This window comes from Paraburkholderia sp. MM5477-R1, from assembly GCF_050436385.1.
Lineage (GTDB): Bacteria > Pseudomonadota > Gammaproteobacteria > Burkholderiales > Burkholderiaceae > Paraburkholderia > Paraburkholderia tuberum.
Window position 1 is genome coordinate 91,684 of record NZ_JBNDMC010000003.1, and the last position, 22,267, is coordinate 113,950.

The 22,267-nt window shown below is 64.7% G+C and carries 21 protein-coding genes; 11 read left to right on the forward strand and 10 right to left on the reverse strand.

Annotated features, from left to right (window positions below; genetic code table 11):
- The first annotated feature begins 219 nt into the window (after positions 1 to 219).
- Both OKW35_RS03730 and rng read left to right on the forward strand, forming a co-directional pair.
- Entirely contained in the window at positions 220 to 849 is a 630-nt protein-coding gene (locus tag OKW35_RS03730) for a Maf family protein (protein ID WP_429406853.1), read from the forward strand.
- 9 nt (positions 850 to 858) lie between these two features.
- Positions 859 to 2,328 (forward strand): ribonuclease G, encoded by a 1,470-nt coding sequence (gene rng, locus OKW35_RS03735; protein ID WP_429551264.1) that lies wholly within the window; start codon positions 859 to 861, stop codon positions 2,326 to 2,328.
- A 559-nt stretch (positions 2,329 to 2,887) separates the two neighbouring features.
- Here the strand turns inward: rng and OKW35_RS03740 are convergent.
- The 4 genes from OKW35_RS03740 to OKW35_RS03755 form a co-directional block, all read right to left on the reverse strand.
- A complete protein-coding gene (locus tag OKW35_RS03740) occupies positions 2,888 to 3,145 on the reverse strand; it encodes a hypothetical protein (protein WP_187610994.1) in 258 nt (85 codons plus the stop codon).
- 134 nt (positions 3,146 to 3,279) lie between these two features.
- Positions 3,280 to 3,675 carry a hypothetical protein gene (locus tag OKW35_RS03745; protein ID WP_184059778.1) on the reverse strand — a complete coding sequence of 132 codons (396 nt, stop codon included), beginning with the start codon at positions 3,673 to 3,675 and terminating at the stop codon, positions 3,280 to 3,282.
- Positions 3,676 to 3,731: 56 nt separating this feature from the next.
- Entirely contained in the window at positions 3,732 to 4,769 is a 1,038-nt protein-coding gene (locus tag OKW35_RS03750; RefSeq protein ID WP_429551265.1) for a hypothetical protein, read from the reverse strand.
- 481 nt (positions 4,770 to 5,250) lie between these two features.
- Positions 5,251 to 5,751: a GAF domain-containing protein gene (locus OKW35_RS03755; RefSeq protein WP_184059394.1), complete on the reverse strand. Its 501-nt coding sequence runs from the start codon at positions 5,749 to 5,751 to the stop codon at positions 5,251 to 5,253.
- Positions 5,752 to 6,209: 458 nt separating this feature from the next.
- Here OKW35_RS03755 and OKW35_RS03760 point away from each other — a divergent pair, with 458 nt between their 5' ends.
- The gene (locus tag OKW35_RS03760; RefSeq protein WP_429551266.1) at positions 6,210 to 6,650 is read left to right on the forward strand and encodes a hypothetical protein; all 441 of its coding nucleotides are present in this window, start codon (positions 6,210 to 6,212) and stop codon (positions 6,648 to 6,650) included.
- A gap of 37 nt (positions 6,651 to 6,687) precedes the next feature.
- On the opposite strand, the gene OKW35_RS03765 is transcribed toward OKW35_RS03760, so the two are convergent.
- Complete coding sequence (locus OKW35_RS03765; protein WP_184045857.1) at positions 6,688 to 7,113, reverse strand: TOBE domain-containing protein; 426 nt, start codon at positions 7,111 to 7,113, stop codon at positions 6,688 to 6,690.
- Between the two features lie 158 nt (positions 7,114 to 7,271).
- Here OKW35_RS03765 and OKW35_RS03770 point away from each other — a divergent pair, with 158 nt between their 5' ends.
- From OKW35_RS03770 to OKW35_RS03790, 5 genes are all read left to right on the forward strand, one after another.
- The gene (locus OKW35_RS03770; RefSeq protein ID WP_429551267.1) at positions 7,272 to 8,831 is read left to right on the forward strand and encodes an SH3 domain-containing protein; all 1,560 of its coding nucleotides are present in this window, start codon (positions 7,272 to 7,274) and stop codon (positions 8,829 to 8,831) included.
- Between the two features lie 143 nt (positions 8,832 to 8,974).
- Positions 8,975 to 9,460: a VOC family protein gene (locus tag OKW35_RS03775; protein ID WP_429294861.1), complete on the forward strand. Its 486-nt coding sequence runs from the start codon at positions 8,975 to 8,977 to the stop codon at positions 9,458 to 9,460.
- 67 nt (positions 9,461 to 9,527) lie between these two features.
- On the forward strand, positions 9,528 to 10,004 hold the full coding sequence (locus OKW35_RS03780; RefSeq protein WP_184059400.1) for a VOC family protein: 477 nt from the start codon (positions 9,528 to 9,530) through the stop codon (positions 10,002 to 10,004).
- A gap of 84 nt (positions 10,005 to 10,088) precedes the next feature.
- Entirely contained in the window at positions 10,089 to 11,309 is a 1,221-nt protein-coding gene (locus tag OKW35_RS03785) for an MFS transporter (RefSeq protein WP_429551268.1), read from the forward strand.
- 607 nt (positions 11,310 to 11,916) lie between these two features.
- On the forward strand, positions 11,917 to 12,732 hold the full coding sequence (locus OKW35_RS03790; protein WP_429551269.1) for a FecR family protein: 816 nt from the start codon (positions 11,917 to 11,919) through the stop codon (positions 12,730 to 12,732).
- A gap of 3 nt (positions 12,733 to 12,735) precedes the next feature.
- Here OKW35_RS03790 and OKW35_RS03795 read toward each other — a convergent pair whose 3' ends face one another.
- Positions 12,736 to 13,668: a recombination-associated protein RdgC gene (locus OKW35_RS03795; protein ID WP_090803682.1), complete on the reverse strand. Its 933-nt coding sequence runs from the start codon at positions 13,666 to 13,668 to the stop codon at positions 12,736 to 12,738.
- 295 nt (positions 13,669 to 13,963) lie between these two features.
- On the opposite strand from OKW35_RS03795, the gene OKW35_RS03800 reads away from it, so the two are divergent.
- On the forward strand, positions 13,964 to 14,290 hold the full coding sequence (locus OKW35_RS03800) for a hypothetical protein (protein WP_429356853.1): 327 nt from the start codon (positions 13,964 to 13,966) through the stop codon (positions 14,288 to 14,290).
- Between the two features lie 42 nt (positions 14,291 to 14,332).
- On the opposite strand, the gene OKW35_RS03805 is transcribed toward OKW35_RS03800, so the two are convergent.
- Complete coding sequence (locus tag OKW35_RS03805; RefSeq protein ID WP_429551270.1) at positions 14,333 to 15,178, reverse strand: glycosyltransferase family 2 protein; 846 nt, start codon at positions 15,176 to 15,178, stop codon at positions 14,333 to 14,335.
- Positions 15,179 to 15,462: 284 nt separating this feature from the next.
- Between OKW35_RS03805 and OKW35_RS03810 the strand changes: the two genes are divergently transcribed.
- Positions 15,463 to 16,767 carry an O-antigen ligase family protein gene (locus OKW35_RS03810; protein WP_429551271.1) on the forward strand — a complete coding sequence of 435 codons (1,305 nt, stop codon included), beginning with the start codon at positions 15,463 to 15,465 and terminating at the stop codon, positions 16,765 to 16,767.
- Between the two features lie 45 nt (positions 16,768 to 16,812).
- Here the strand turns inward: OKW35_RS03810 and OKW35_RS03815 are convergent, their stop codons facing one another.
- Positions 16,813 to 17,919 carry a glycosyltransferase family 4 protein gene (locus OKW35_RS03815; protein WP_184059412.1) on the reverse strand — a complete coding sequence of 369 codons (1,107 nt, stop codon included), beginning with the start codon at positions 17,917 to 17,919 and terminating at the stop codon, positions 16,813 to 16,815.
- A 181-nt stretch (positions 17,920 to 18,100) separates the two neighbouring features.
- Between OKW35_RS03815 and OKW35_RS03820 the strand changes: the two genes are divergently transcribed.
- A complete protein-coding gene (locus OKW35_RS03820; RefSeq protein ID WP_429551272.1) occupies positions 18,101 to 19,117 on the forward strand; it encodes a glycosyltransferase family 2 protein in 1,017 nt (338 codons plus the stop codon).
- A gap of 43 nt (positions 19,118 to 19,160) precedes the next feature.
- Here OKW35_RS03820 and OKW35_RS03825 read toward each other — a convergent pair whose 3' ends face one another.
- Together OKW35_RS03825 and msbA are read right to left on the reverse strand one after the other, a co-directional pair.
- Positions 19,161 to 20,213 (reverse strand): glycosyltransferase family 2 protein, encoded by a 1,053-nt coding sequence (locus OKW35_RS03825; RefSeq protein ID WP_429551273.1) that lies wholly within the window; start codon positions 20,211 to 20,213, stop codon positions 19,161 to 19,163.
- Positions 20,214 to 20,337: 124 nt separating this feature from the next.
- The gene (gene msbA / locus OKW35_RS03830; RefSeq protein WP_090803670.1) at positions 20,338 to 22,131 is read right to left on the reverse strand and encodes a lipid A export permease/ATP-binding protein MsbA; all 1,794 of its coding nucleotides are present in this window, start codon (positions 22,129 to 22,131) and stop codon (positions 20,338 to 20,340) included.
- Positions 22,132 to 22,267 lie beyond the last annotated feature (136 nt).

The window sequence follows — 22,267 nt, forward strand, 5'->3', positions numbered from 1 at the left end:
TCGTTGCTGCTGACGCGTCGCGGGCGCTCAGCTCCATACGCTTGAGCGTATTGCGGCTGCTTCATGCGATGATGCGCCCGACGCGCCGTGCATCGATGCCGCTAGTGGATGCAGCGCATCGATCGGATCACCGGGTCAACCTCGCCCCGCTCATTCTTCCACGCCCACCCGCGCTCACCACCCCGCGCCATCCGTTTCCCGCTCCATCGAGACCCGTTCATGCCAACGCCCTCCGCTTCGCTGCATCCGTTCGTCTACCTCGCCTCGCAAAGTCCGCGCCGCCAGGAGCTGCTGCAACAGCTCGGCGTGCGTTTCGAATTGCTGCTGCCGCGCCCCGATGAAGACGCCGAAGCGCTCGAAGCCGAACGGCCCGGCGAACACGCGCGCGACTACGTGCAGCGCGTGTGCATCGCGAAGGCGCAGGCGGCCCGCGCGCGGCTCCTCGACGGCGGTCACGAGGTGCGGCCGATACTCGTCGCCGACACCACCGTCACGATCGACGACGCGATTCTCGGCAAGCCCATCGATGCCGGCGATGCGGTCGCCATGCTCACACGTCTCGCGGGCCGCACGCACGAAGTGCTGACCGCGCTCGCCGTGATCGATGCCAACGGCGCGCTGCTGCCCGCGGCGTTGTCGGTCTCGAAGGTGCGTTTTGCTGCAGTGCACGCAGACGCGTTGCGTCGCTACGCGACGAGCGGTGAGCCGCTCGGCAAGGCGGGGGCGTATGGCGTGCAGGGACGCGCGGCGGAGTTTATCGAGCATATAGACGGGTCCTATTCGGGTATTATGGGTTTGCCGCTTTTTGAAACCGCTGCCCTCCTGCGTGCAGCGCGCATCGACTTCTAGAACAACACCATGAATGAAGAAATCCTGATCAATGTCACGCCGCAGGAAACGCGCGTCGCGCTCGTTCAACAGGGCGCCGTCCAGGAACTTCATGTCGAACGAACGCTGTCGCGCGGCCGCGTCGGCAATGTCTATCTCGGCAAGGTCGTGCGCGTGCTGCCCGGCATGCAATCGGCGTTCATCGACATCGGCCTCGAACGCGCCGCGTTTCTTCATGTCGCCGACATCTGGCATCCGCGCATCTCCGGCGAAGCGCAACATCAAACACCGCATCAGCCGATCGAAAAGATCGTCTTCGAAGGTCAGACGCTGATGGTGCAGGTCGTCAAGGACCCGATCGGCACCAAGGGCGCGCGGCTGTCCACGCAAGTGAGCATCGCCGGGCGCACGCTCGTGTATCTGCCGCAGGAGCCGCACATCGGCATCTCGCAGAAAATCGAAAGCGAAGCCGAGCGCGAGGCCGTGCGTGCGCGTCTGACCGCCGTGCTGCCCGCCGACGAGAAAGGCGGCTACATCGTGCGCACGATCGCCGAGGATGCGACGAGCGAAGAGCTCGCAGCCGACGTCGCGTATCTGCGCAAGACATGGGCGACGATTCTGTCGCAGGGGCAGCGCATGCCGCCCACCAGCCTGCTCTACCAGGATCTGAATCTCGCGCAGCGCGTGCTGCGTGATTTCGTCAACGATGACACATCGCGCATCCAGGTCGATTCGCGCGAGACGCATCAGATGCTCGCCGATTTCGCGGCCGAGTTCACACCGGCGGTATCGTCGAAGCTGCACCACTACACCGGCGAGCGGCCGCTGTTCGATCTGTACAACATCGAGGCCGAGATTCAGCGCGCGCTATCGCGTCGCGTGGATTTGAAGTCGGGCGGCTACCTCGTGATCGACCAGACCGAGGCGATGACGACGATCGATGTGAACACCGGCGGCTACGTCGGCGCGCGCAACTTCGACGACACGATCTTCAAGACCAACCTCGAAGCCGCGCATACCATCGCGCGGCAACTGCGGCTAAGGAATCTTGGCGGCGTGATCATCATCGATTTCATCGATATGGAAAACGTCGAGCATCGCGACCAGGTGCTAGGCGAATTGAAGAAGGCGTTGTCGCGCGATCGCACGCGGGTGACCGTCAATGGTTTCTCGCAACTCGGGCTCGTCGAGATGACGCGCAAGCGTACGCGTGAGTCGCTCGCGCATGTGCTGTGCGAGCCTTGCCCGATTTGCCAGGGCAAGGGGCAAGTGAAGACTGCGCGCACGGTGTGCTATGACGTGTTGCGGGAGATTTTGCGCGAGTCGCGGCAGTTCAATCCGCGCGAGTTTCGCGTGGTCGCTTCGCAGCAGGTGATCGATCTGTTTCTCGAGGAAGAGTCGCAGCATCTGGCGATGCTGATCGATTTCATCGGCAAGCCGGTGTCGTTGCAGGTGGAGTCGAATTTGAGTCAGGAGCAGTACGACATTGTGTTGATGTAATCGCCAAATGCTGAACGAGGATCAACGGGCCGTTCCCGTGACCGTCAGAATTCGAACTCAGAAAAGAAAGGCCCGCACGGATCGCTCCGGCGAGCCCTTCCTGTACTGATGACGCTCTATCGACATTCGCCCAGTGATGTCCACCCATCGAGCAGAATCGCGCCAATAGCGATCAACGATAAAAGGGTCGCGGCAAGGACATAGGCGCTCCATGCGGCCATGGGCTGCCGGTTAGGTCTGCATTCGTTGCTCGTCATGCTGCGTGATGTTTCGGCCGCGCGGCGTCGCAGCGTTGATCAATTGTGGCGCGCACGATCGGATTGGCAAGCAGCTGGCGGGAATTAAGCACGCCATAACGGGCGCGAAGCGCTTTTTCAACCGCCTGACAGTCTGCATAGTTGCCGCTGTCGGCAAGGCTATACGCGATGCGTCTTACGGCCTCGCGCCGAGCCGTCGCTAGCCTATCCCGATTCATGACGGTTTGCCTCTGACGTAACGGTGTCGCTTACATCATAGGGCGCACAGCGACACGCTGCCGCCATGCCTCGCCGTGTCTCGTTCAATCCAGATCGAACAGCGCCCGGTCAGCGGGCCGGGATAGCGCATCGTCCATCATCTGCCTGAATTCAGCCTCAGCCCACTCGCCGCGATCCACGCGCCGTAGAACCGCTTCGCCGACGAGCTGCACCTTGCGCTCGCGGTCCGCCTTCGTCTGCTTGTGCGCCTGGCGGCGCGCTTTGTCAGCGACCTTGCGGGTCTGCTTCAGTTCGTCGAGCTTCCTGTCGGTCGCGGTAATGCGGCTTTTCAGCAGAGACATCGGTTACTCCTTCGTATCGGTCGATGTGTGATGGCATCGAAGCGGTTTTGGACCCGGCCGGCGGCGCGCTTGATCTTTAGAAGCGGGATTTCCCCGGTTCGAAGCAGCGCCTCCCTCTCGCGACGCGAGGGAGGTCAATCAATCTCCTGAACCCCGTGGCACACCGCGACGACTTCCGCACCGACGGACGGTTCCAGTACGAACAGGATGGACTTTTTTGCAGCAATGGCTGCATCGATTGTCTGCGCTTTCTCGTCCGTCATCGCTGCGCGATAGTCGTGCTGGCTGTTTGCCCAATTTACATAGGTGCGAATCTCGTCGGACGCGAACGCATGCGACGTCGAAATGAGCAGGCGCGACACCACGTTCTGCTGGCAGAAATCGTTGATGCGTACGGCCGAGACTCCGGAGAACAACAGTTTCGGCACAGCGCCGTCCGCGCATTCGAAGCTGAGCAGCAGGGTGGAATCCGTGCGCGAATATGCGCAGCCGACCAGCTCGGCGTCGTGATAGCTATGTCTGGTTTTCATGAGTGGCAAAGGTAGGAAAGGGTGTGATTGCTTGCAGGATGGTCGGCTACCGGCGTTCACGGTAGCGGCGAAAACCGCACACCGGGCCCACGAATGGGAAAGGGGCCGCCCGCGTCCTCCCAGTTGTGGGCATGCGGGATGCCTTGCCCGTGGTCGTGGTCGAAATCAAAATCAACGACTGGAAAACCGTCTTGCCCGTACATCCGCATTTGGCCACTGCCGGGGTTCGTGTACCAGCTGCCGGCCGCGCCCTTGTTAGGCGTCAGGTTGCCCGCAAGATCGAAGGAATCACCGGACACAGCGTCGTCGCCGTACTCGAACGGATGCGCACCGCTGAACGGCGTCGATGTACCCTCGGCCGATTCAGCGAACCCCTCGGCCACACCGTCACCTTCGCCCATGTCCGCGTTGCCGCCGACAAGTGCACCGGCCACGGCCTCGACTACCCCAAGCAGGGCGCCGCCGCTGCTACTGCCGCCCATCGCAGCGCGCGCGGCGACCAGTCGCGATTCCCACGTGGCCGGATCGTACGGGCCTGACAGGACCGGCTCGCCGTTGAATGAGGTGATGCCGGGCGGAAACAGATTCGGTGAGCGGCTCCAGTAGGTTCCACCTCCACCCCCTGATGACGGCCAGCGCAGCGGTGCAGGGGTGGGGCTGTACACACGCCCCAGCGCGGAACGCCGGTCACGGTGGATCACCGGGACGAGCCGCCCATCATTCACCGCCTGCCTGAGAACGCGCTCGATACTCGCGTTGTCGGTCGGTAGGTTCCAGTGCGCGAGACCCAGCGCATCCCTGACATAGATCTGGATTTCGCGTAGAGCCTGACCGCCCGTGATCGTCCGCAGGTCCAGGCGTGGCCGGAAATACCTGTCGAAATCCCGCCGGTCCTGTTCAAGCTGTCTGCGCGCGTCTTCTTCGTCCCGCCTGTCGTCCCTCATGAACGACGACCAGCCTCGCGAGCGGCTGCTATCTCGATCCCAAAACAGGCTGCTGCGCCGTTCTCGCTCCATGCTGTGATACTGGCTGGCGGCATGCAGCGTGCACTGCCAGCTGCACTCCAGCGGAATTTCTAGGGAGTTCCAGGGCATACGATGGTCTCTATCCGTGTGACGGCGTAAACCTAGCAGATGATTGCCGCGTCAGGTTTTTGGGATATGGCCTCCAGGTCTTGGGGTGGGGCCTAACGAGCCGTGTATCTCAGTCGGCACGCGTTAACCGGTGGGGGGTTGACGAAATAACCTCATGAGGTTATTTCACGTGGTCGCGAGTGGGAAATCATGATTACTGCGTCTGTCATACCTCAAGCCCTAACCTCTAAGCCGCCACGTCACACCCCGTCTGCTCCAACACAGCCGGCGCCCTCTGGTGCAGATTGCGGCCGGCCAACGACGCATCCGGCGACCTGGCCCACGTGCCCAACGCGGCCACAACATCGGCGCGAGGGTCGGGTCCGCATACGTGCGCGCGTGCGCCTTCGCGAACATCGCGCCGACGCGTGATGCGTTCCTGCCCCTCCGTTACACCTCGCGGTACGCGACTTGCTCGCCGAAGCGGAGCGGACCGGCGACGCTACACGCCGCGCGGCAGCGCTGCCTCGATGAACACCGCGCACAACGCTTCCATGCCCTTCGCGTCCTCCTCGTCGAAGCGCGCGACGACCGGGCTATCGACATCCCACACGCCGATCAGCGTGCCGTCGGGCGCGACGAGCGGCACGACGATTTCCGATTGCGACGCCGAATCGCATGCGATATGGCCGGGAAACTCGTGCACGTCGCGCACAACCTGGGTCTGACGGGTTTGCGCGGCCGTACCGCAGACGCCCTTGCCGAGCGCAATGCGCACGCACGCGGGCTTGCCCTGGAACGGGCCGACCACCAGTTCGCGGCCGTCGTGAAAGTAAAAGCCGGCCCAGTTCAGATCGCTCAACGAATGAAAGACGAACGACGAGAAATTCGCGGCGTTGGCGATCCAGTCCGTTTCGCCGGCTAGCAGCGCGCGCGCCTGCGCGACCAGTTCTTCATATTGCGCGGCTTTGGGCAGATGCGAGGTGGGGGAAACTTCGAACATGACGGCGTCCGTGATCAGAGCGGGATGGCAAGCGGTAAGGGGTGAAGTGTAAAGCAAGCGCAATCCCCGCGCGCGGGTGTCGAACGCTGTGACACGCGCCGCGCGTCTACGCTCGCCGTCCCCGTCGGTTCTCGACTATCCCTTCTTATTAATAGTTTCTATCTTGATAACATCAATATTCATTTCGCATTAGTTCAAATCGAACGGGTTTTTGTCGACTCTATTTTTGCTATATTACCGACCGTGTCTTTTGCTTATAACTCGTCACGTCAGAACACACGCGACGCGTTAGGTCCCGCAAATACCGGAGACATGCTAGCGGTAGCAGAAAAAATGATGCTTAATGTGATGATTACCCCGCGTGATCGCAATGGCCGAAAGATAGGTCCCGCGAAGATAAGCCGGGGACTAACGAGCCGCCGTCAACGAGAATCCGCGCCCTTCCGGCAGTCAGCACAATGACAGGCCACAAGCTTTTTTCGTATGTGGCTCTCACGCTGACCGCCTCGGCAAGCGTGTGCGCGGCACAAACACCACCACACGCTACGATTAATGATTTCATCGGCAATTGGGTCGTGACCGATGTAGTTGACTATGCCGATATTTCTGGTGGCATCCCCGAAGCAAAACGGATTCTCGGCATGACGATGACAATTACGCCGCAATCCATGAGCTTCGACAGTGAAACCTGCAAGCCCAACACAGGTTTTAGCGTCAAACGAATTGACACGCTTTCGGCGTTGAAGAAACAGTTCGACCTTCGCGTGAATGAAACCGGGTTGCCCGCTACAACCGTTGTCGTAGATAGCGACAATTGTTTTGCGATCTTCCGGATGGACGCTCACAGGATTGTTTTTGGATGGGACGGGATCATCGTTCGCGCCATCCGCGATCAGTGAGAGCTCGTTGAGTACCCGTCCCAGAGGCCCGGGCCTTTTACTGATCGACCCCAATGATCACGCTCGACGCCTTGAAAACCGCCGTCGCCGCCTTGCCGCTCGCGAGGCCGAGGCGCTCGACGCTGTCGTTCGTGATGATCGCCGCGATCTGCGCGCTGCCAGCACTGATCGTCACTTCCGAATTGACGGCGCCCGTCGTCACCGCCGCGACGGTCCCTTCGATGCAGTTGCGCGCCGACACCTGCTGCCTCGCGACATCGACCATTACGATCACCGACGATGCCTTCACGAGCGCAAACGCCTGCTTGCCGGTCGCCAGCCCGAGCGACTTCGCGCTGCCGTGCGTGATGATCGCGACGACCTCGAGACCGTCCGGCGTGCGCAGCGTGACTTCGTCGTTGACGGCACCGTGCTTGACGTCGGTGACTTCGCCGCTGAACTGATTGCGTGCGCTGGTTTTCATGGCGGACTCCCTGGCGATTGTCGCGCGTGGCGACGCGCGGGTGGGCGGATAAAGCGAGTGTAATCGAAGCCGCGCGCGTCCCCGCCCAACATCCGATGCGCCGTGCGCATCGCCGACACCGTATCATCTTGGCCGTGCACCTCATACGCCGAATCTTTATGCCCGTCGCCGTTCTCTCCCGCCGTGCCTGCCGCGCCGTCGTGCTGTGCGTCGCCGTCACGATGCTCGCCGCATGCAGCACGCCAACGCCGCCGCGCGGCACGCACGCGTTCGTCGACAACGTCACGCTGTTTTCGCTCGCCCATTACGACCAGAACGTCGATCACTGGCTCGATCCGAACAGCCCCGACTACGATCGGCCGTTTCTCAGCGCCGCCGAGCAGCGCGCACATTTCGACGCGCTGTTCGCGCGCTACTTCGGCACGGGCGAGAACGCGCCGTCGCCGTGGAATCCCGCCTGGGTGACGACACGCGTGTTTCGCGAGCAGGGCGAGGACATTGCCGCACTGCAACAGCGCCGCATCGACAGGTTCGACAACACCGGCAAGCGTGGCAGCATCATCGGTTACGGCGAAAACTTCCGGCCGCACGACAAGGCGTGGATCGACGCGATCGCGCGCAACATCAACGTCGCGCAGTTCACGCAAACGCCGGTCTATCAGCCCGAGCGGCGCGCGATCGCGACCGGCAACCTGATGGTGCGCGAGTTGCCTACCACTGATCCGTCGTTCTACGACCATCGCCTGGCCGGCGAGGGTTATCCGTTCGACAACCTGCAGATCTCGGCGGTGCGACCCGGCACGCCGCTCTATGTGCTCGGTAGCAGCGTCGACGGCGCGTGGCATTACGTGCAGACGCCCGACGTGCAGGGCTGGGTGCGCAGCGACGGCGTCGCGTTCGCCGACGATGGTTTCATCGATCAATGGCGCGCGGCGGCCGGGAAGTCGCTAGGGGCGGTGATCGTCGCGTCGGCGGCGGTCAACGACAGCCACGGCGTGTTCCGCTTCGCTGCCCCGGCCGGGACGATGCTGCCGCTGGTGGCGGGTGCCTCGGCATCGCCAGCCGCGACCAGCACCAATGCAGGCACACTCCAGCTCCTCGTTCCCGCACGCGACGTCGACGGCCGCGCGCTGATCCGCACCGCGTCGCTCGACGCCACGCAGATCACGCCGATGCCGCTCGCCGCGACGCCGCGCCATCTCGCGACGCTGTTGAAGGCGCTGATCGGCCGGCCGTACGGCTGGGGCAATAGCGGGCTCTACAACGACTGTTCGTCGGAACTGCAAAGCATCTTCGCCGCGTTCGGCGTGTGGCTGCCGCGCCATTCGTCGACGCAGATGAGCGCCGGTCGCATGGTCGATCTGTCGGAGTCGACACCCGCCGAACGGCTCGACTATCTGGCGCGGCATGGCGTGCCGCTGCGCACGCTGATCTACATCGGCGGCCACGTGATGCTGTACCTCGGCAACACGACGCGCAACGGCGCCACGGTCCCCGTCGTCTATCAGGACGTGTGGGGCCTGCGCCCGGCCGACAACAGCCGGCGCGCGGTCATCGGCGGCTCGGTGATCCTGCCGCTCGACGAGCGCATCCCCGAGGACGCGACGCTGCAGTCGCTCGCCGCGACGCCCACGTTCCAGATCAGCATCCTCGGCGCGCCGGCGGGCAGCACGGCGCCGTCCGCGCCGCCGGCGGACGAGGACAATCCGGCGGGATAAATGGCGGGCCGCCCTCCCCCGCGCCTGAAAATATTTTTTTCGGAGTGTCGACCCGACGGTGACCAACTCGTCGTAACGTTGAAGACCCAGCTCATGCAGCCGGTCTTTCCCCTGAGGAACCGTTACTTCAAGGAGTCACCGTCATGTCCAGCGCCGCAGCCAAACCGATCCCGGACGGGATGCACTCGCTCACGCCGTACCTGATCTGCAAGAACGCCGCCGAAGCGATCGCGTTCTACACGAAAGCCTTCAACGCCGTCGAACAGATCCGTCTGCCGGGCCCCGACGGCAAGGTGATGCACGCGACCCTGAAAATCGGGGACTCCATGCTGATGCTGACCGACGAATGGCCCGAGCACCAGACCTTCGGCCCGAACACGCTGAAGGGCACGCCGGTCACGATTCACCACTACGTACCGGACGTCGACGCGAGTTTCAAACAGGCGGTCGACGCGGGCGCGACCGTCACGATGCCCGTCACCGACATGTTCTGGGGCGACCGCTACGGCCAGGTCAAGGACCCGTTCGGCCACAACTGGTCGCTCGCGACGCACAAGCGCGACCTGAGCGCCGAGGAAATCCAGCAGGCGATGGCCGCGATGGAGTGTTCGTCCCAAGAGAAGAAGTGAGCGGCCGATGGGCGTCGGGCAATCGCACGCCCACGCCCACCGACACCAGTCCCGAAGGAGCAACGTCATGCAGAAAATCGCGCCGTGCCTGTGGTTCGACGGCAATGCGGAAGAAGCCGCGGAGTTCTACACGTCGGTGTTTTCGGCGTCGCGCATCGCCACCACGCTGCACGCCACGGACGCCGGCCCAGGACCGGCGGGCAAGGTCGTCGCCGTCACCTTCGAAATCGAAGGCCAGGAGTTCATGGCGCTGAACGGTGGCCCGCAATACAAATTCACGCCGGCCATCTCGCTGTTCGTGCACTGCGACTCGCAGGAGGAAATCGATCGCTACTGGTCGAAGCTGCTCGACGGCGGCGGCGAGCCGTGGGCCTGCGGCTGGCTGCGGGACCGCTTCGGCGTGTCGTGGCAGATCGCGCCCAACGTGCTGCTGCAGATGCTGCGCGACCCGGATCGCGCAAAGGCAAGCCGCGTGATGGCGCAGATGATGAAGATGGTCAAGCTCGATATCGCGCCGCTCGAACAGGCGTATCGCGGCGAATAGGACGGCGGCCAGCGGGCGCCCCGCCTCGCCCGCGCGATCTTTTGATAGGATCGGTCTCGACCCCAACACGGCGAGACAACCACGGTGCGCGTCAACCATCAGGCCTTCTTCTGCTCGCTATTCATCGCGCGTCTCGCCGATCAGATCCTGCTCTTCCTGGTGCCGCTCGTGGTGTTTCAAACGACGCGCCAGGTCTCGTGGTCGGGGCTCGCGTTTTTCATCGAAACGCTGCCGCGCTACCTCGTGTTCCCGTTCTTCGGCGCGCTCTGCGACCGCTTTGCACCGCTGCGCCTGATGCGGCTGAGCCAGGCGGTACGTGCGCTCGCATGCTTCGGCGGTATCGCCGCGTATGCGCTGTTCGGCGGCATCGGCTGGCTGATCGCGCTGTCGGCCGCGTGCGGCGTGCTGACGAGCCAAGGGCTCGTCGCGCGCGAGGTGATGCTGCCGCAGATCTTCAGCACACAGCAGATCCAGAAGGTACTCGCGTATTCGCAACTGGCCGATCAGCTCGGCTTCGTGCTTGGGCCGATGCTCGCCGCGTTGCTGCTCGGTGTGTGGCATTGGGAATGGGTGGTCGCCGCGACCGGTGTGCTGTTTCTGTGCGCCGACGCCGCACTGTTCGTCTGGCAGCGACTGAGCGGCTTTCGCGCGCCTTCGCCTGTGTCCGCTCGATCGCTCACGCCCGCCGCCCGCTGGACCACGCCGCTGCGCATCGCGCTCGATCACGTGTGGACGCTGCCGGGCCTGAAGAAGGTCATCATGCTCGCGGCCGCGGAGAACCTCGTCATCGGTGTCACGCTTGCGACGTCGGCGGCGATGGTGACGGGTTTGCATGCGCAATCGAGCCGCTACTACGCCGGTCTGCAAACGGCCGGCGCGCTCGCCACGGTGCTGGTGCTGCTGACGGTTGCGCGCGCCGGATGGCCGGCGCGCGTGCTCGGTGTCGTCGCATTCGTGACGATCTGCGCGGGCGGCGTGATCGCAGGCGCGAGCGCGTCGCCGTGGGGCTATGCACTCGGCTTCCTGCTGATCGTCGGCTTCGACAAGATGTTCAACGTCTACATCCGCAGCGCGCGTTTGCAGATCATCCCGCCCGAGGACTACGGCAAGACCATCGGCGTCGCGATTCTGCTGAACAACCTGACGCAGCCGCTCGCCGGCCTGCTCGTCGGCGTGTTCTCGGCAAGCACCCAAACCGGCCCACTGATCGTCGCGCTGTCGCTGACGATGGGCGGCATCGGCGCGGCGGTATCGATCGGCTCGGCGCTGCTGCGCCGCAGGCGCGCGTGGGCGCTCGAAGACTAACGGCGCTTCGACGCGCGACGACACGCTCGAAGTTACCCACAGTTTTTGTTGGCAAATCTGTGCATAACTTCCCGGAAAAATCCGCAAGCCTTTGATACGCCTGTCGTTTTTTCGTCTGCATCGAAGGTGCGGCAGCGCACGGAGTTTTACCGGGGTTCATGAGTGGCCGGCTGTGCGCAGACCGTCGTCAGCGCCGTGCGCATGCGAAGAGTTTCATCAGATTTACACGCTCGTCAGCTAAACCCGGCACGCTGTAATTCGTGACAAAAATGCCACGTTCTATTGCAGCGCAATTAGCCGCATTTCTGCTTAAGAATTCACGAAAATTAACGATCCACACATAGCCTAAATTTTTTGTATCGATGACAATGGGTCTGCATGCCCTGACGCAATCGGGGCCCACGCTTCCGCTTAGGATAAGGTATTGAGTCAATTCGCTGTGAACTCGATCCGAGTATCCGCCGCAAATCATTATTAACAGATATAAATCTTTAAATCCCGATCTGCTAAATTCAATTTAAATCACATTTGTCAAATGCGTCCGGAGTACCGCATCTTTAGCCAAATGCTTCGGCGAGCGCAGCAATTACGGCGCGAAACCGGCGCCGTGCCCGCGGACGTCGGCCCCGGGCTACGCGAAGACGCGGATGCTGCCGGCGTATCGCAGGGACGGCGGCGCGCGCTGAAAACGCTCTCGGGGCTTGCGATCGCCGCGCCCGCGGGCTGGCTCGCGAGCCGCTTGCCGTGGCAGATGTGGACCGCCGAATTCCGCACCGCGACTGGCGAACTGGACAACGTGCTGCTGGCGGACGGCACTCAGATCACGCTGGGCAGCGCGAGCGCGATCAACGCCGCGTTCGAGGCGAAGGTTCGGCGCGTCGATCTGCTCGGAGGGGAAATCATGGTGCGGCCCGTGATCGATGTTGGCGGCGCACCGGGCGCCCGAACGACTCATGCGCCTTTGCTCGTGCAGACGGCCGAAGGCGTCGTCGAAGCGCGCGGCGCGCAGTTCAGCGTGAGGCAAGGGGATAGTTTCACACGCGTGGCCGCGTTTCGCGGCGACGCGCTGGTGAGGCCGGCATCGGGCGCGGCGCTGGTGCTGACACAAGGCCAACGGTGCACGCTGACACGCTTCGGCGTCGCGGCGCCGCAAGCGCTCGACCCGCGCGAGGCGATGTGGACGCGTGGCCTGCTCTACGCGAACAACATGCGTATCGCGGATCTCGTCGACGAACTCGCGCGCTATCACGCCGGCGTATTGCGCTATGCCGACGACGTCGCCGATCTGCGCGTGTCGGGCATCTATCAGCTCACCGATACCGACGCGACGCTCGCGCTGCTGCAGCGGACCTACCCGATCCGCTTGCGCTCGATCACGCCTTACTGGACCCTCGTCGAAGCGCTCGACAGCGCGAGAATCTGACGCTCAGGCCGCGACGGCCTGCGGCAACGCGAACCCTTGCTCGCCCTGCTCGCCGCCCAGCGCATCGAGCAGATCGCGCAGCATGCGGTCGAGCTCGGCCGTCATCAGCGCGACGTCGGAATCGAAGCGCTCGTCGTCGTTCTGCGCGGTCGGGTCGCTCGCTTCCTTGAGCACGTCGAGCGGCGCGACGCGCTTGATCGTCAGCGACGGCGTCAGCACGAACGACACGCGATCGTTCCACGTCATCGCAAGCCGCATGCATTGCTTGCCCGCCTCGATATGGCGGCGCATGTCTTCGGCGTCCAGCGCATGCCCGACATAGCGCACCGTCGCGTTGCCCTCGGCGGGCGAACGCAGCTCGGTGTCCTGATCGAGCGTGAAACCCGCCGGCGCGTCGCCGTCGAGCAGCCAGCCGGTCATCGCCGCGACCGGCGACTGCGCGACGCGCACCGTCATCAGCGGCAATTGGTCGATCGACTTGACGAGCAGACCGCGCACATCGTCGGCGACCGCCTGCGACGCCGCGTCGATCACGAGCCAGCCATTCGTGCAATCGATCCACACGCGCGTATCGCGGCGGATGCTGAACGCGCGCGGCCGCAGTTCGTCGGTGACCTGCTCCTTCAGGTCGCGCATCTGCTTGCGGCCCGGCTTGAAGCCCTGCTGCTCCTCGAGCTCGGCCGCGCGCTCGCGCGTGACCTGGGTGACGACCGACGCGGGCAGCAGCTTCTTCTCGGCACGGAACGTCAGCAGCATCTGACCGTTCATTGCGTAGACCAGCGAGTCGCCGTCGCGCGGGGGCGCCCAGCCTTGGGCCTGCATCTCGATGCTCTGGCCGGGCGCGAACGCGTACGGCGCGAGCCACTTCTGCATCTGTTCAGGGTTAACGGACCACGGCGCGGGCAGACGGTGCAGCTGAAGGTTTTTGAACCACATGAGCGAAGTCGGATTTAGGCAAAGCGCAACATTTTATCCGAGGAGAACCAGCCGGGGCGTTCTGGCGGACGCGATCCTGCAGACCGCCTAATTTCAAAATTAAACGAAAATCTCTCCAACTGCGGCCCAATTATCAAAACGTCGCCGATCTCAGCAGAATGCGCTTCATCAACCCACTTCCCAGGAGCGCCTCCATAGTCGAAGCCGTCATGGTTTGACGGTAGCCGGCCGCCCGCGCGTTTTGGCGGCAAATCACCTAGACTTTTGGATAGGACAGGCCCAGACGGAGGCGGTCATGGCCGACCAAACCGCAAGCTGGCAGACGGTGCAATACGAAGGCTTCGAGATACACGTGTCACCTGTCGCGAAGGATCCGCCCGACGCGGCGCATGCCGCCGATGCGGCCGCGAAAAACAGCCGCTACACGTATCTAGGCTACGTCTGCCATCCGGGCGCCAACCCCCAGCTTCCCGGCCATGCGGTTCCGTTTCACGCGGACGGCGAGGAGAGCTTCGCGAGCCTGGCCGACGCGCTCTCCGAAGCGGTGCACGTGGGACGCAGCATCGTCGACGGCACGCATCCGGATCTGACGGTGCTGCCGCTCGTAACGCGCGGCGTTTGACACACGCAGCGCGTCAATCAGCCGTTTTCGGCTCGCCGCCCGTCAGCCCAACGCGCGCTTGATGCGCGACTTCAGCAGTGCACGGCGCAGCCGGCCGGTGCGCTCGGGCTCGCTGACCGCGAGCGTGCCGTCGATGGCGGTGCCGCGGCGCAGGTAATAGCGGTCGAAGGTCGCCTGCGTCATCCCCCACTTGTTGAGGAACTGGCGACGCCCGTCGTTCTTCACGATCTTGCCGGTGCTCTTCTGCTGGAAGTGATAGACGAGACTGTCGCCGACGCCGACGAACACGCGGCAGCCCGCGTCCCACAGCTTCATCGAGAAATCGTTGTCGCTGCTCATGCCGGGGCTCAGTTCGCTGCTGTAGCCGCCCACCTTGAACCACCAGTCCCGATGCACGAGCGTCGGCGGCCACGTCGCGCCGCGCCAGTCGGCGCGCACGAGACCGGCCGCGGCGGCGACCAGTTCGTCGGCGCGAAACGCCTGCGCGTCGCGGCCGAAGTCGCGCACGACCACGCATGGATTGCCCGAATCGACCGGCTCGATCATCGTGCCCGACAACATGAACAGGTTGTCGGCCGGCATCTGCGCGAGACGCTTGACGAGCGCGTCGTCCCAGCCGGGGCAGCAGTACATGTCGTCGTTCATGTAGACGATGTAGTCCTGCGTCGCGCGCGCCGCCGCGATATTGACCGCGTGGCAGATGCCGATATTGCCGGGCGACGCCGTGTGCTCGATGCCCTCGTCGCGCACCCACGCGAGCGTGCCGTCCGAACCGTCGTTCACGTGCACGATGAGCTGGTGCGGATGCGTCGAATGACGGCGCAGGCTTTTGATCACGAGGCGCAGATAAGGCAGGTTGTTCCAGGTCGGGATGATGATTGAGAACATCGAGTCGGTCCGTTGAGCTGGGCGCGGGGCGCGGCATGCGCCGCGCCCCGGCCATGAATGTCGCGCGATTGTACCGCCCCCGCCTGCTCGCACGACAGACGCCGCCCGCCCCACCCGCATGCCGCGGACCAGCGGAACCTTCCCGCGTGCGGCAGCAAGCATTTCGCAAGGAAGCGCATGGTTATAATCCGGATCGCTCTACCGTCTTGAGAAACTCAAATGGTCCGGCACCCCCTGCAATTTCACCACCGGAACGGTAGTGTTTTCATCGATAACGTAGACCTATGATTTTTGCTTCCAGTCTGGTCTGGCTCACGTCGGCTCTGCTGTTTCTCGCGCCCGCCGTCAATCTGATGTGGCGCGGCGGCACCGGCTACTGCTTTTTCGCGCTCGTCGCGCTCGCGCTCGGCGCGGCCATCGTCAACCGGCGCATGCCGGGCTATTTCTCCGCGTTGCGGACCTACCGCTGGTTCACGACCGGCATGCTCGCGTTCGTCGTCGGGATCGGCGCGCAGCAGTTGGTGCTCGGCTACTGGCTGCCACGCGAATTCGACAATGCGTCGCGTTTCGTGCTCGCGCTTCTGGTGTTCCTGCTGCTGCGGCAATTGCCGTCGCGCAATCTGCGCTTGATCGGCTGGGGCTGCGCGGCCGGCGCGCTCGCGGTCGGCGCATGGGCGTTCATCGATCAGCCGCCCGGCGGCTGGACCGACGCGAACCGCCTGAACAACTCGTACACGAACGCGATTCCGTTCGGCGATACCGCGCTGCTGCTCGGGTTCCTGTCGGTGTTCACGCTTGGCTGGGACAACCCGCGCGACTGGCGCGTGCTGGTGCCGCGCGTGCTCGCGCTGGTGTCGGGCGGCTATGCATCGTTTCTGTCGGGCTCGCGCGGCGGCTGGGTTGCCGTGCCGGTGTTCGTCGTGCTGCTCGGCATGCAGTACCACTGGTTCACGCACAAGAAGCGCCTGCTGATCGCGACGCTCGTCATCGTGATCGGGGCGGGCGGTCTGTTGTCGACCGAACGGGTTCAGAAACGCTTTGCCGAGGTGCCGAACGACGTGTCGATGATGCGCAAGGGCGAGGACGACACGGCCACCGGCCTGCGCCTGCAACTGTGGAACGCGTCGCGGATGATGTTCGAGCGGCATCCGGTGTGGGGCGTCGGCAAAGGCCATCTGGTCGACGAGCTCGGCGTGATGGCGAAGCGCGGCGAAGTGAAGGCCGAGATCGTCAACGAGCGCGCGCATAGCGACTTTTTCTCGACGCTCGCCGAGATGGGCGCGGTCGGCGTGATCTGCCTGTTGCTGTTCTACTACGGGATCACGGTGTATTTCTGGCGACACCGGCATGCGACCGATCCGGCGATTCGCGCCGCGTCGTACGCGGGTCTCGCGGTCGCGGCGAGCACGGTGATCTTCGGGCTCACTATCGACGTGCTGGTGCCGATGATGGTGGCGGTGCTGCTCGCCTCGCTGGTGGCGACGCTGCTGGCGGTGATCGATGCACGCAAGCGCGAGTTGCGAAGCGAAGCGCGGACCACGCCGGCGGCGCCAGCCGCGGTCGTGCGCGAGACGCAGCCGCGCGATTGATTTTGATTTGACGAGAAGCGGCAACCCGAGCGCGGAGCGCCGCCCTCATCCCCGCGTGAACACCTCGTAAAGCGCCGCGACGTGCGCGTCGACGCTCGGGTCGTACACGAGGCTGTCGCGCGGCGTCGCGATGCGCGCGGCGCCGCTCTTCACGCGCTCGACCGCCTGCTCGATCGCGCGCTCGAAACTACCCGCGGTCTGCCGTGAGAACTCGATCTTCACGGCACCGGTCACCGTCTCCGCCGAGCCGACGTTGTCGGCGATCACGAGCGGCGTGCCGCACATCACCGACTCCACGCCGACGAGCCCGAACGGCTCGTACGCCGACGCGACGACCGTGAAATCGGCGGCCGCGAACAATTTCTCGATCTCCTTGCTGTAACCCGCGTAACGAATTGTGTCGCCGGTTTTCGGCACCGGGCGTCCCGCGACGACGAGGCAGACCGGCAGCGTCGTGCGCGAGAAAAACGCTTCGAGCAGCGGATAGCCCTTGCGCTCGTGACTCGTCGACGAGAACACGAACATCACGCGATCGTCGGGCACGCCGAGCTGGCGGCGCACGGCCGCGCGCGCGGCGGCGTCGAGCGGCCTGAAGCGTGCGGTATCGACGGGCGGATAGAGCACGTCGATCCGCGCGGCCGGCACGTCATAAAAACGCTGCAACTCGCGGCTCATCAATTGCGAATGCGCGACGATCGAGCGCGCCCGCGTGTAGACGCGCCGCTCGAGCTCGATCTGCCATTCGTCGCTGCGGCGCGGCGCGCGGCCCGCAGCTTCGAGCGAACCCGGATGCGTGCCGCCGCACAACGCGACGTCGGCATGCGTCGAGTGATTGATCGAGAACACGCACGCCGGACGATGCCGCTTCAACCGCTGCTTCAGACGCCAGTCGAACGCGAGGTTGCGCAGCTTGCGCGGCGCCCAGCGTACGTCGAGCGGCTGCGCATCGATCCACGCGGCCTCGGGCAGCGCGCGGTCGATCTCGCGCGCGAACAGCGTCGGGCGCAAACCCATCCGATGCAGGCCGGCGATCACGTCGCGCGTGTAACGCTCGGCGCCGCCGCTGTTCTTCAGCGCCTGGGCGGTCAGCGCGATGTCGGTGAGGGGGCGGCGGTTCGGGTCGAGGGCTGCGTCGCGGGTTGGCTCTGACAAGGATCGTTCTCGGTGAGGCGCACGCGCGGGCGAGGCCGTGGGTGCGCAGTTTCGGGGCAGCGGCAATTGTAAAGGATGGGTTTCGCCGGGCTCAGCTCGGGGTGCCCGGGTTTGCCGCGTGCGTCGCGCGGCGCGGCCGTCAGCGGCTAGAATCTAGGCCAATCGCCTTCGTCCCGACTCCATGACCGACAGTCCGCCGTCCGCCGCAACCGCCGACACCACCCGCCCGCTCGTCTCGATGCTGCTGATCGCCTACAACCAGGCAGAGCAGATCGGCGACGCCGTGCGCAGCGCGCTCGCGCAAACCTACGAGCCGCTCGAAATCATCGTCTCCGACGACGCGTCCAGCGACGCCACCTACGCCGCGATCGAAGCGGCGCTCGCCGGCTACGCGGGCCCGCATCGCGTGATCGCACGGCGCAATACCGTGAACCAGGGCATCAGCGCGCACCTGTCGCAACTCGCGCAGCTCGCGCACGGCGAACTGCTGTTCGTCGCCGCCGGCGACGACATGTCGACGCCCGAGCGCTGCGAGCGCGTCGTCGACTGCTGGCTCGCGCATGGGCGCCGCCCCGACCTGATCGCCACCGATCTCGCCGACATGGACGAAGCGGGTCACGTGCACGAGCGCGTGAGCCCGACCGAGCTCGATCGCTATCGCAGCTTCGACGACTGGCTCGTCGAGCGTCCATGGCTGATCGGCGCGGCACATACGTGGTCGCGACGCCTGATCGAGCGCTTCGGGCCGATGCTGCCGGGCGCCGCGGCCGAGGATCAGATCATGGTGCTGCGCGCGATCCTGTCGGGCGGCGCGATCAGTCTGCGCGAGCCGCTGGTGCGCTATCGGCGCGGCGGACTTTCGCGCAAGCGTCGCTACCGGTCGGTCGACGAGCTGATCGCGCGGATGCGGCAAAGCAATCGCTACGGACTCGCGGAGCTCGCGCAACTGCAGCGCGACGCTCAGATCGCCGGTGTGGGCGAACGCATGCGCGCGGCGATGGCGCCGAAGCTCGCGCGCGAGCAGTTCATCCATGCGATGTTCGAAGCGGGCAGCCTCGGCGAACGCCTCGGGCTGGTGACGCGCAGCACCGGCGTGAAGCTCGGGCTGCGGATTCGGATGTTCCTGTATGCGAGTTGCCCGATGGTCTACGCGCCGGGCATCTGGATCAAGCGGGTCGTGCGGGGCAGAAAGGCCTGAAGACGACGATAGGATCTCGCGGTGCCTGGCGACGCCACATCGGTCACGAAAGTCCGCGCGACGCGCCCCGCCGCTGCCGCAAGCGTCGCGCGAGACTCGGCCTTCGCACCTCGACGCCGAAGCTCAGCACGCTCGCGCGCAAGCGCCGCAGGATCTTCACCGAGCGCACGAAGGTCTCGCCGGTGTGGCTGATCATCACGAACTCGAATGCGCCACGCCAGCTCGCGACACCGCGCGAAAACGCATACATGTCGTGACGCGCATCGACGGGCAGCTTGGCGCCGAAGCGTCGCGCGAACACCCGCACCTGATCCGCGATGGCTTCGATCTGCCGCTGCCGGCTCGCGCCGCGCCGTCGTGCCGCCTCGGCGCCGCATTCGTCGCGCGCCGCGCCGCGCTCGTTGGTCGCGCTCGCGCCGACCGCATTGCCGTCATGCTGCCGATACTTCAGATGCGGCGCCGCGACGTGGCGAATCTCGCCGAACGACGCGACCACCATCGCGAGCCACCAGTCGTGCATCACGATGCCGGGCGGGAACGGCAGCGCGCGTTCGAGCGTCGCGCGATTGACGAGCATCGCGCAGCCGGGCACATGGTTGCTCAGCAGAAAATCGCGCAGTCGCGTCGCGCAGCCCGACTTCGCGGTGATATCGAACAGCGAGCGTGACATACAGCACAGCGTCGAGTCGACGAGCTCGATGTCGCAGAACGCGAGCGCCGGCGTCGCGGCGGCGTCGCCCGCGCTTTCCACGCGCCGCAGCTCGCGCATCAGATCGGTGACCTTCTCGGGCGCCCAGACGTCGTCCTGGTCGGCGAGCGCGATGTAGTCGCCGCGGCAGCCGGCGAGCGCGCGCTCGAAATTGCCGACGATGCCGGCCCGCGTGCCATCGCCGACGAGCCGCACCGGCACGCGTCCCGTATGGGACGCGAGCAGTTCGCGGGTGCCGTCGCAGGAGGCGTCGTCGGATACCACGACTTCGAGATGGGGCCAGCTCTGCCCTTCGAGCGAAGCCAGCAGCTCGGGCAGATAAGTGCGGCCGTTGTACGTCGCGAGCGCGATGGAGACGAGCGGCTTGCTCGGATCGTCGTGAGACATGGCAGTCGATTTCCGCGAGGCGGACCGTGATTGCCCGCCAGCATGCGATTAGCGCCGAAAAAGCGCAATAAATTGAGACTTAAACACAACACTGGCCCGCGCCCGCCGTTCGCAATGTGCCGGATCAAACCGGGCTTTGCTGGAACTGGATGCGATGCAGATGGGCGTACAAGCCGTCGTGCTCGAGCAGCTCGCGATGGCTGCCGCGCTCGACGATCCGCCCCGCCTCCATCACGAGGATGCGGTCGGCGCGCTCGATGGTCGACAGACGGTGCGCGATCACGAGCGTGGTGCGGCCTTTCATCAGCGTTTCGAGCGCCGCCTGCACGTGGCGCTCGGACTCGGAATCGAGCGCCGACGTCGCTTCGTCGAGAATCAGGATCGGCGCGTTCTTGTAGATCGCGCGCGCGATCGCGAGACGCTGGCGTTGGCCGCCCGACAGCATCATGCCGTTGTCGCCGACGAGCGTCTCGATGCCCTGCGGCATCGCCTGCACGGTGTCCCACAGGTTAGCCGCGCGCAACGCTGCCTTGACCTTCTCCGCATCGACTTCCTGACCGTACGCGACGTTGTGCGCGATGGTGTCGTTGAACAGCACGACGTCCTGGCTCACCATCGCGATCTGGCTGCGCAGCGCATGCAGGTCGTATTCGGGCAGCGCGACGCCGTCGACCAGAATCGCGCCGCCGGTCGGATCGAAGAAGCGCGGCAACAGATTCACCAGCGTGGTCTTGCCGCTGCCCGACGGCCCCGCGAGCGCGACCATCTCGCCCGGCGCGATCTTGAACGACACCTGGTCGAGCGTATGGCGGTTGTGCGTGGAGTTCGTGCCGTAGATGAACGACACGTCGCGGAACTCGACCTCGCCGCGCGCGTGAGCGAGCGGCTTGCCGCCGCCTTCCGGCTCGGCCGGCTCGTCGATCAGGCCGAAGATCAGCTCGGCCGCGGTCATGCCGCGCTGCAACGGCTGGTTCACGTCCATCAGATGCTTGAGCGGCGAGATGATCAGGAGCATCGACGTGACGAACGCGACGAAGCCGCCGACCGTCGTCTGATCCGACGACGACTGCACCACCGCGATCGTGATCACGACCGCGAGCGCGATCGACGCCAGGAACTGCGTCAACGGCTGCGCGAGGCCACCGGAGACCGTCATGCGCATCGCGTAGCCGCGCAGGCGCCGGCTCATCGCGGTGAAGCGGTCCGTCTCGTATTGCTCGCCGTTATGCACCTTGACGACCTTGTAGCCGCCCACCGTTTCTTCGACGATATACGACAGCTCGTTGGTGAGCAGCTGATGCTCGCGGTTCAGTCGCCGCAGCCGGCGATTGATCTTGCCGACCAGCCAGCCGATGCCTGGCAGCAGCACCGCGACGATCAACGTCAGACGCCAGTTCAGATAGAACAGATAGCCGAGCAGGAAGATCACCGTCAGCGAGTCGCGCACGAGCGTGACCATCACGCTCAGCAGCACGTTCAGGATCTGATTGACCTCGAAGACGATCGCGTTGATCACCGTGCTCGCGGTTTCGCGCTGGAAGAACGCGACGCTCGTGTGGATCATGCGGTCGAACATCTTCAGACGCAGCTCGAGCAGGATCTTGTTCGACACGTACGCGAGCAGATAGCCGGACGCGTACTGTGACACGCCGCGAATCAGCGCGAGGCCGATCACCGCGATCGGCACGAGCCACTTGGTCTTGTCGACTGCGTGCGAGCCGAAGCCCTTGTCGAGCAGCGGCTTGAGCAGCGCGGGAATGGCGGCGTCGGTGCCGGCGCTCACCGCCATCGCGATGATCGCGCCGACCCCGACCCACAGCAGCGGCTTGATGAAAGGCCACAGGCGCCGCAGGACGACGGCCGGCGACGACGCATCGCCTGCCCCCATGGGTTTGCTTAACGTTGGCTTCGCGCTCAAGGAATCCTCTGGAAATGCGGAACGGCGAGCACGCGGCGCATGATCGGGCGGCCACGTGAAATATCAAAAAAGAGCATTGTAATCGGTTGCAGATGACGGCCGGCGCTCGGCGCGCGACGGCATGCGCGCAACGCCT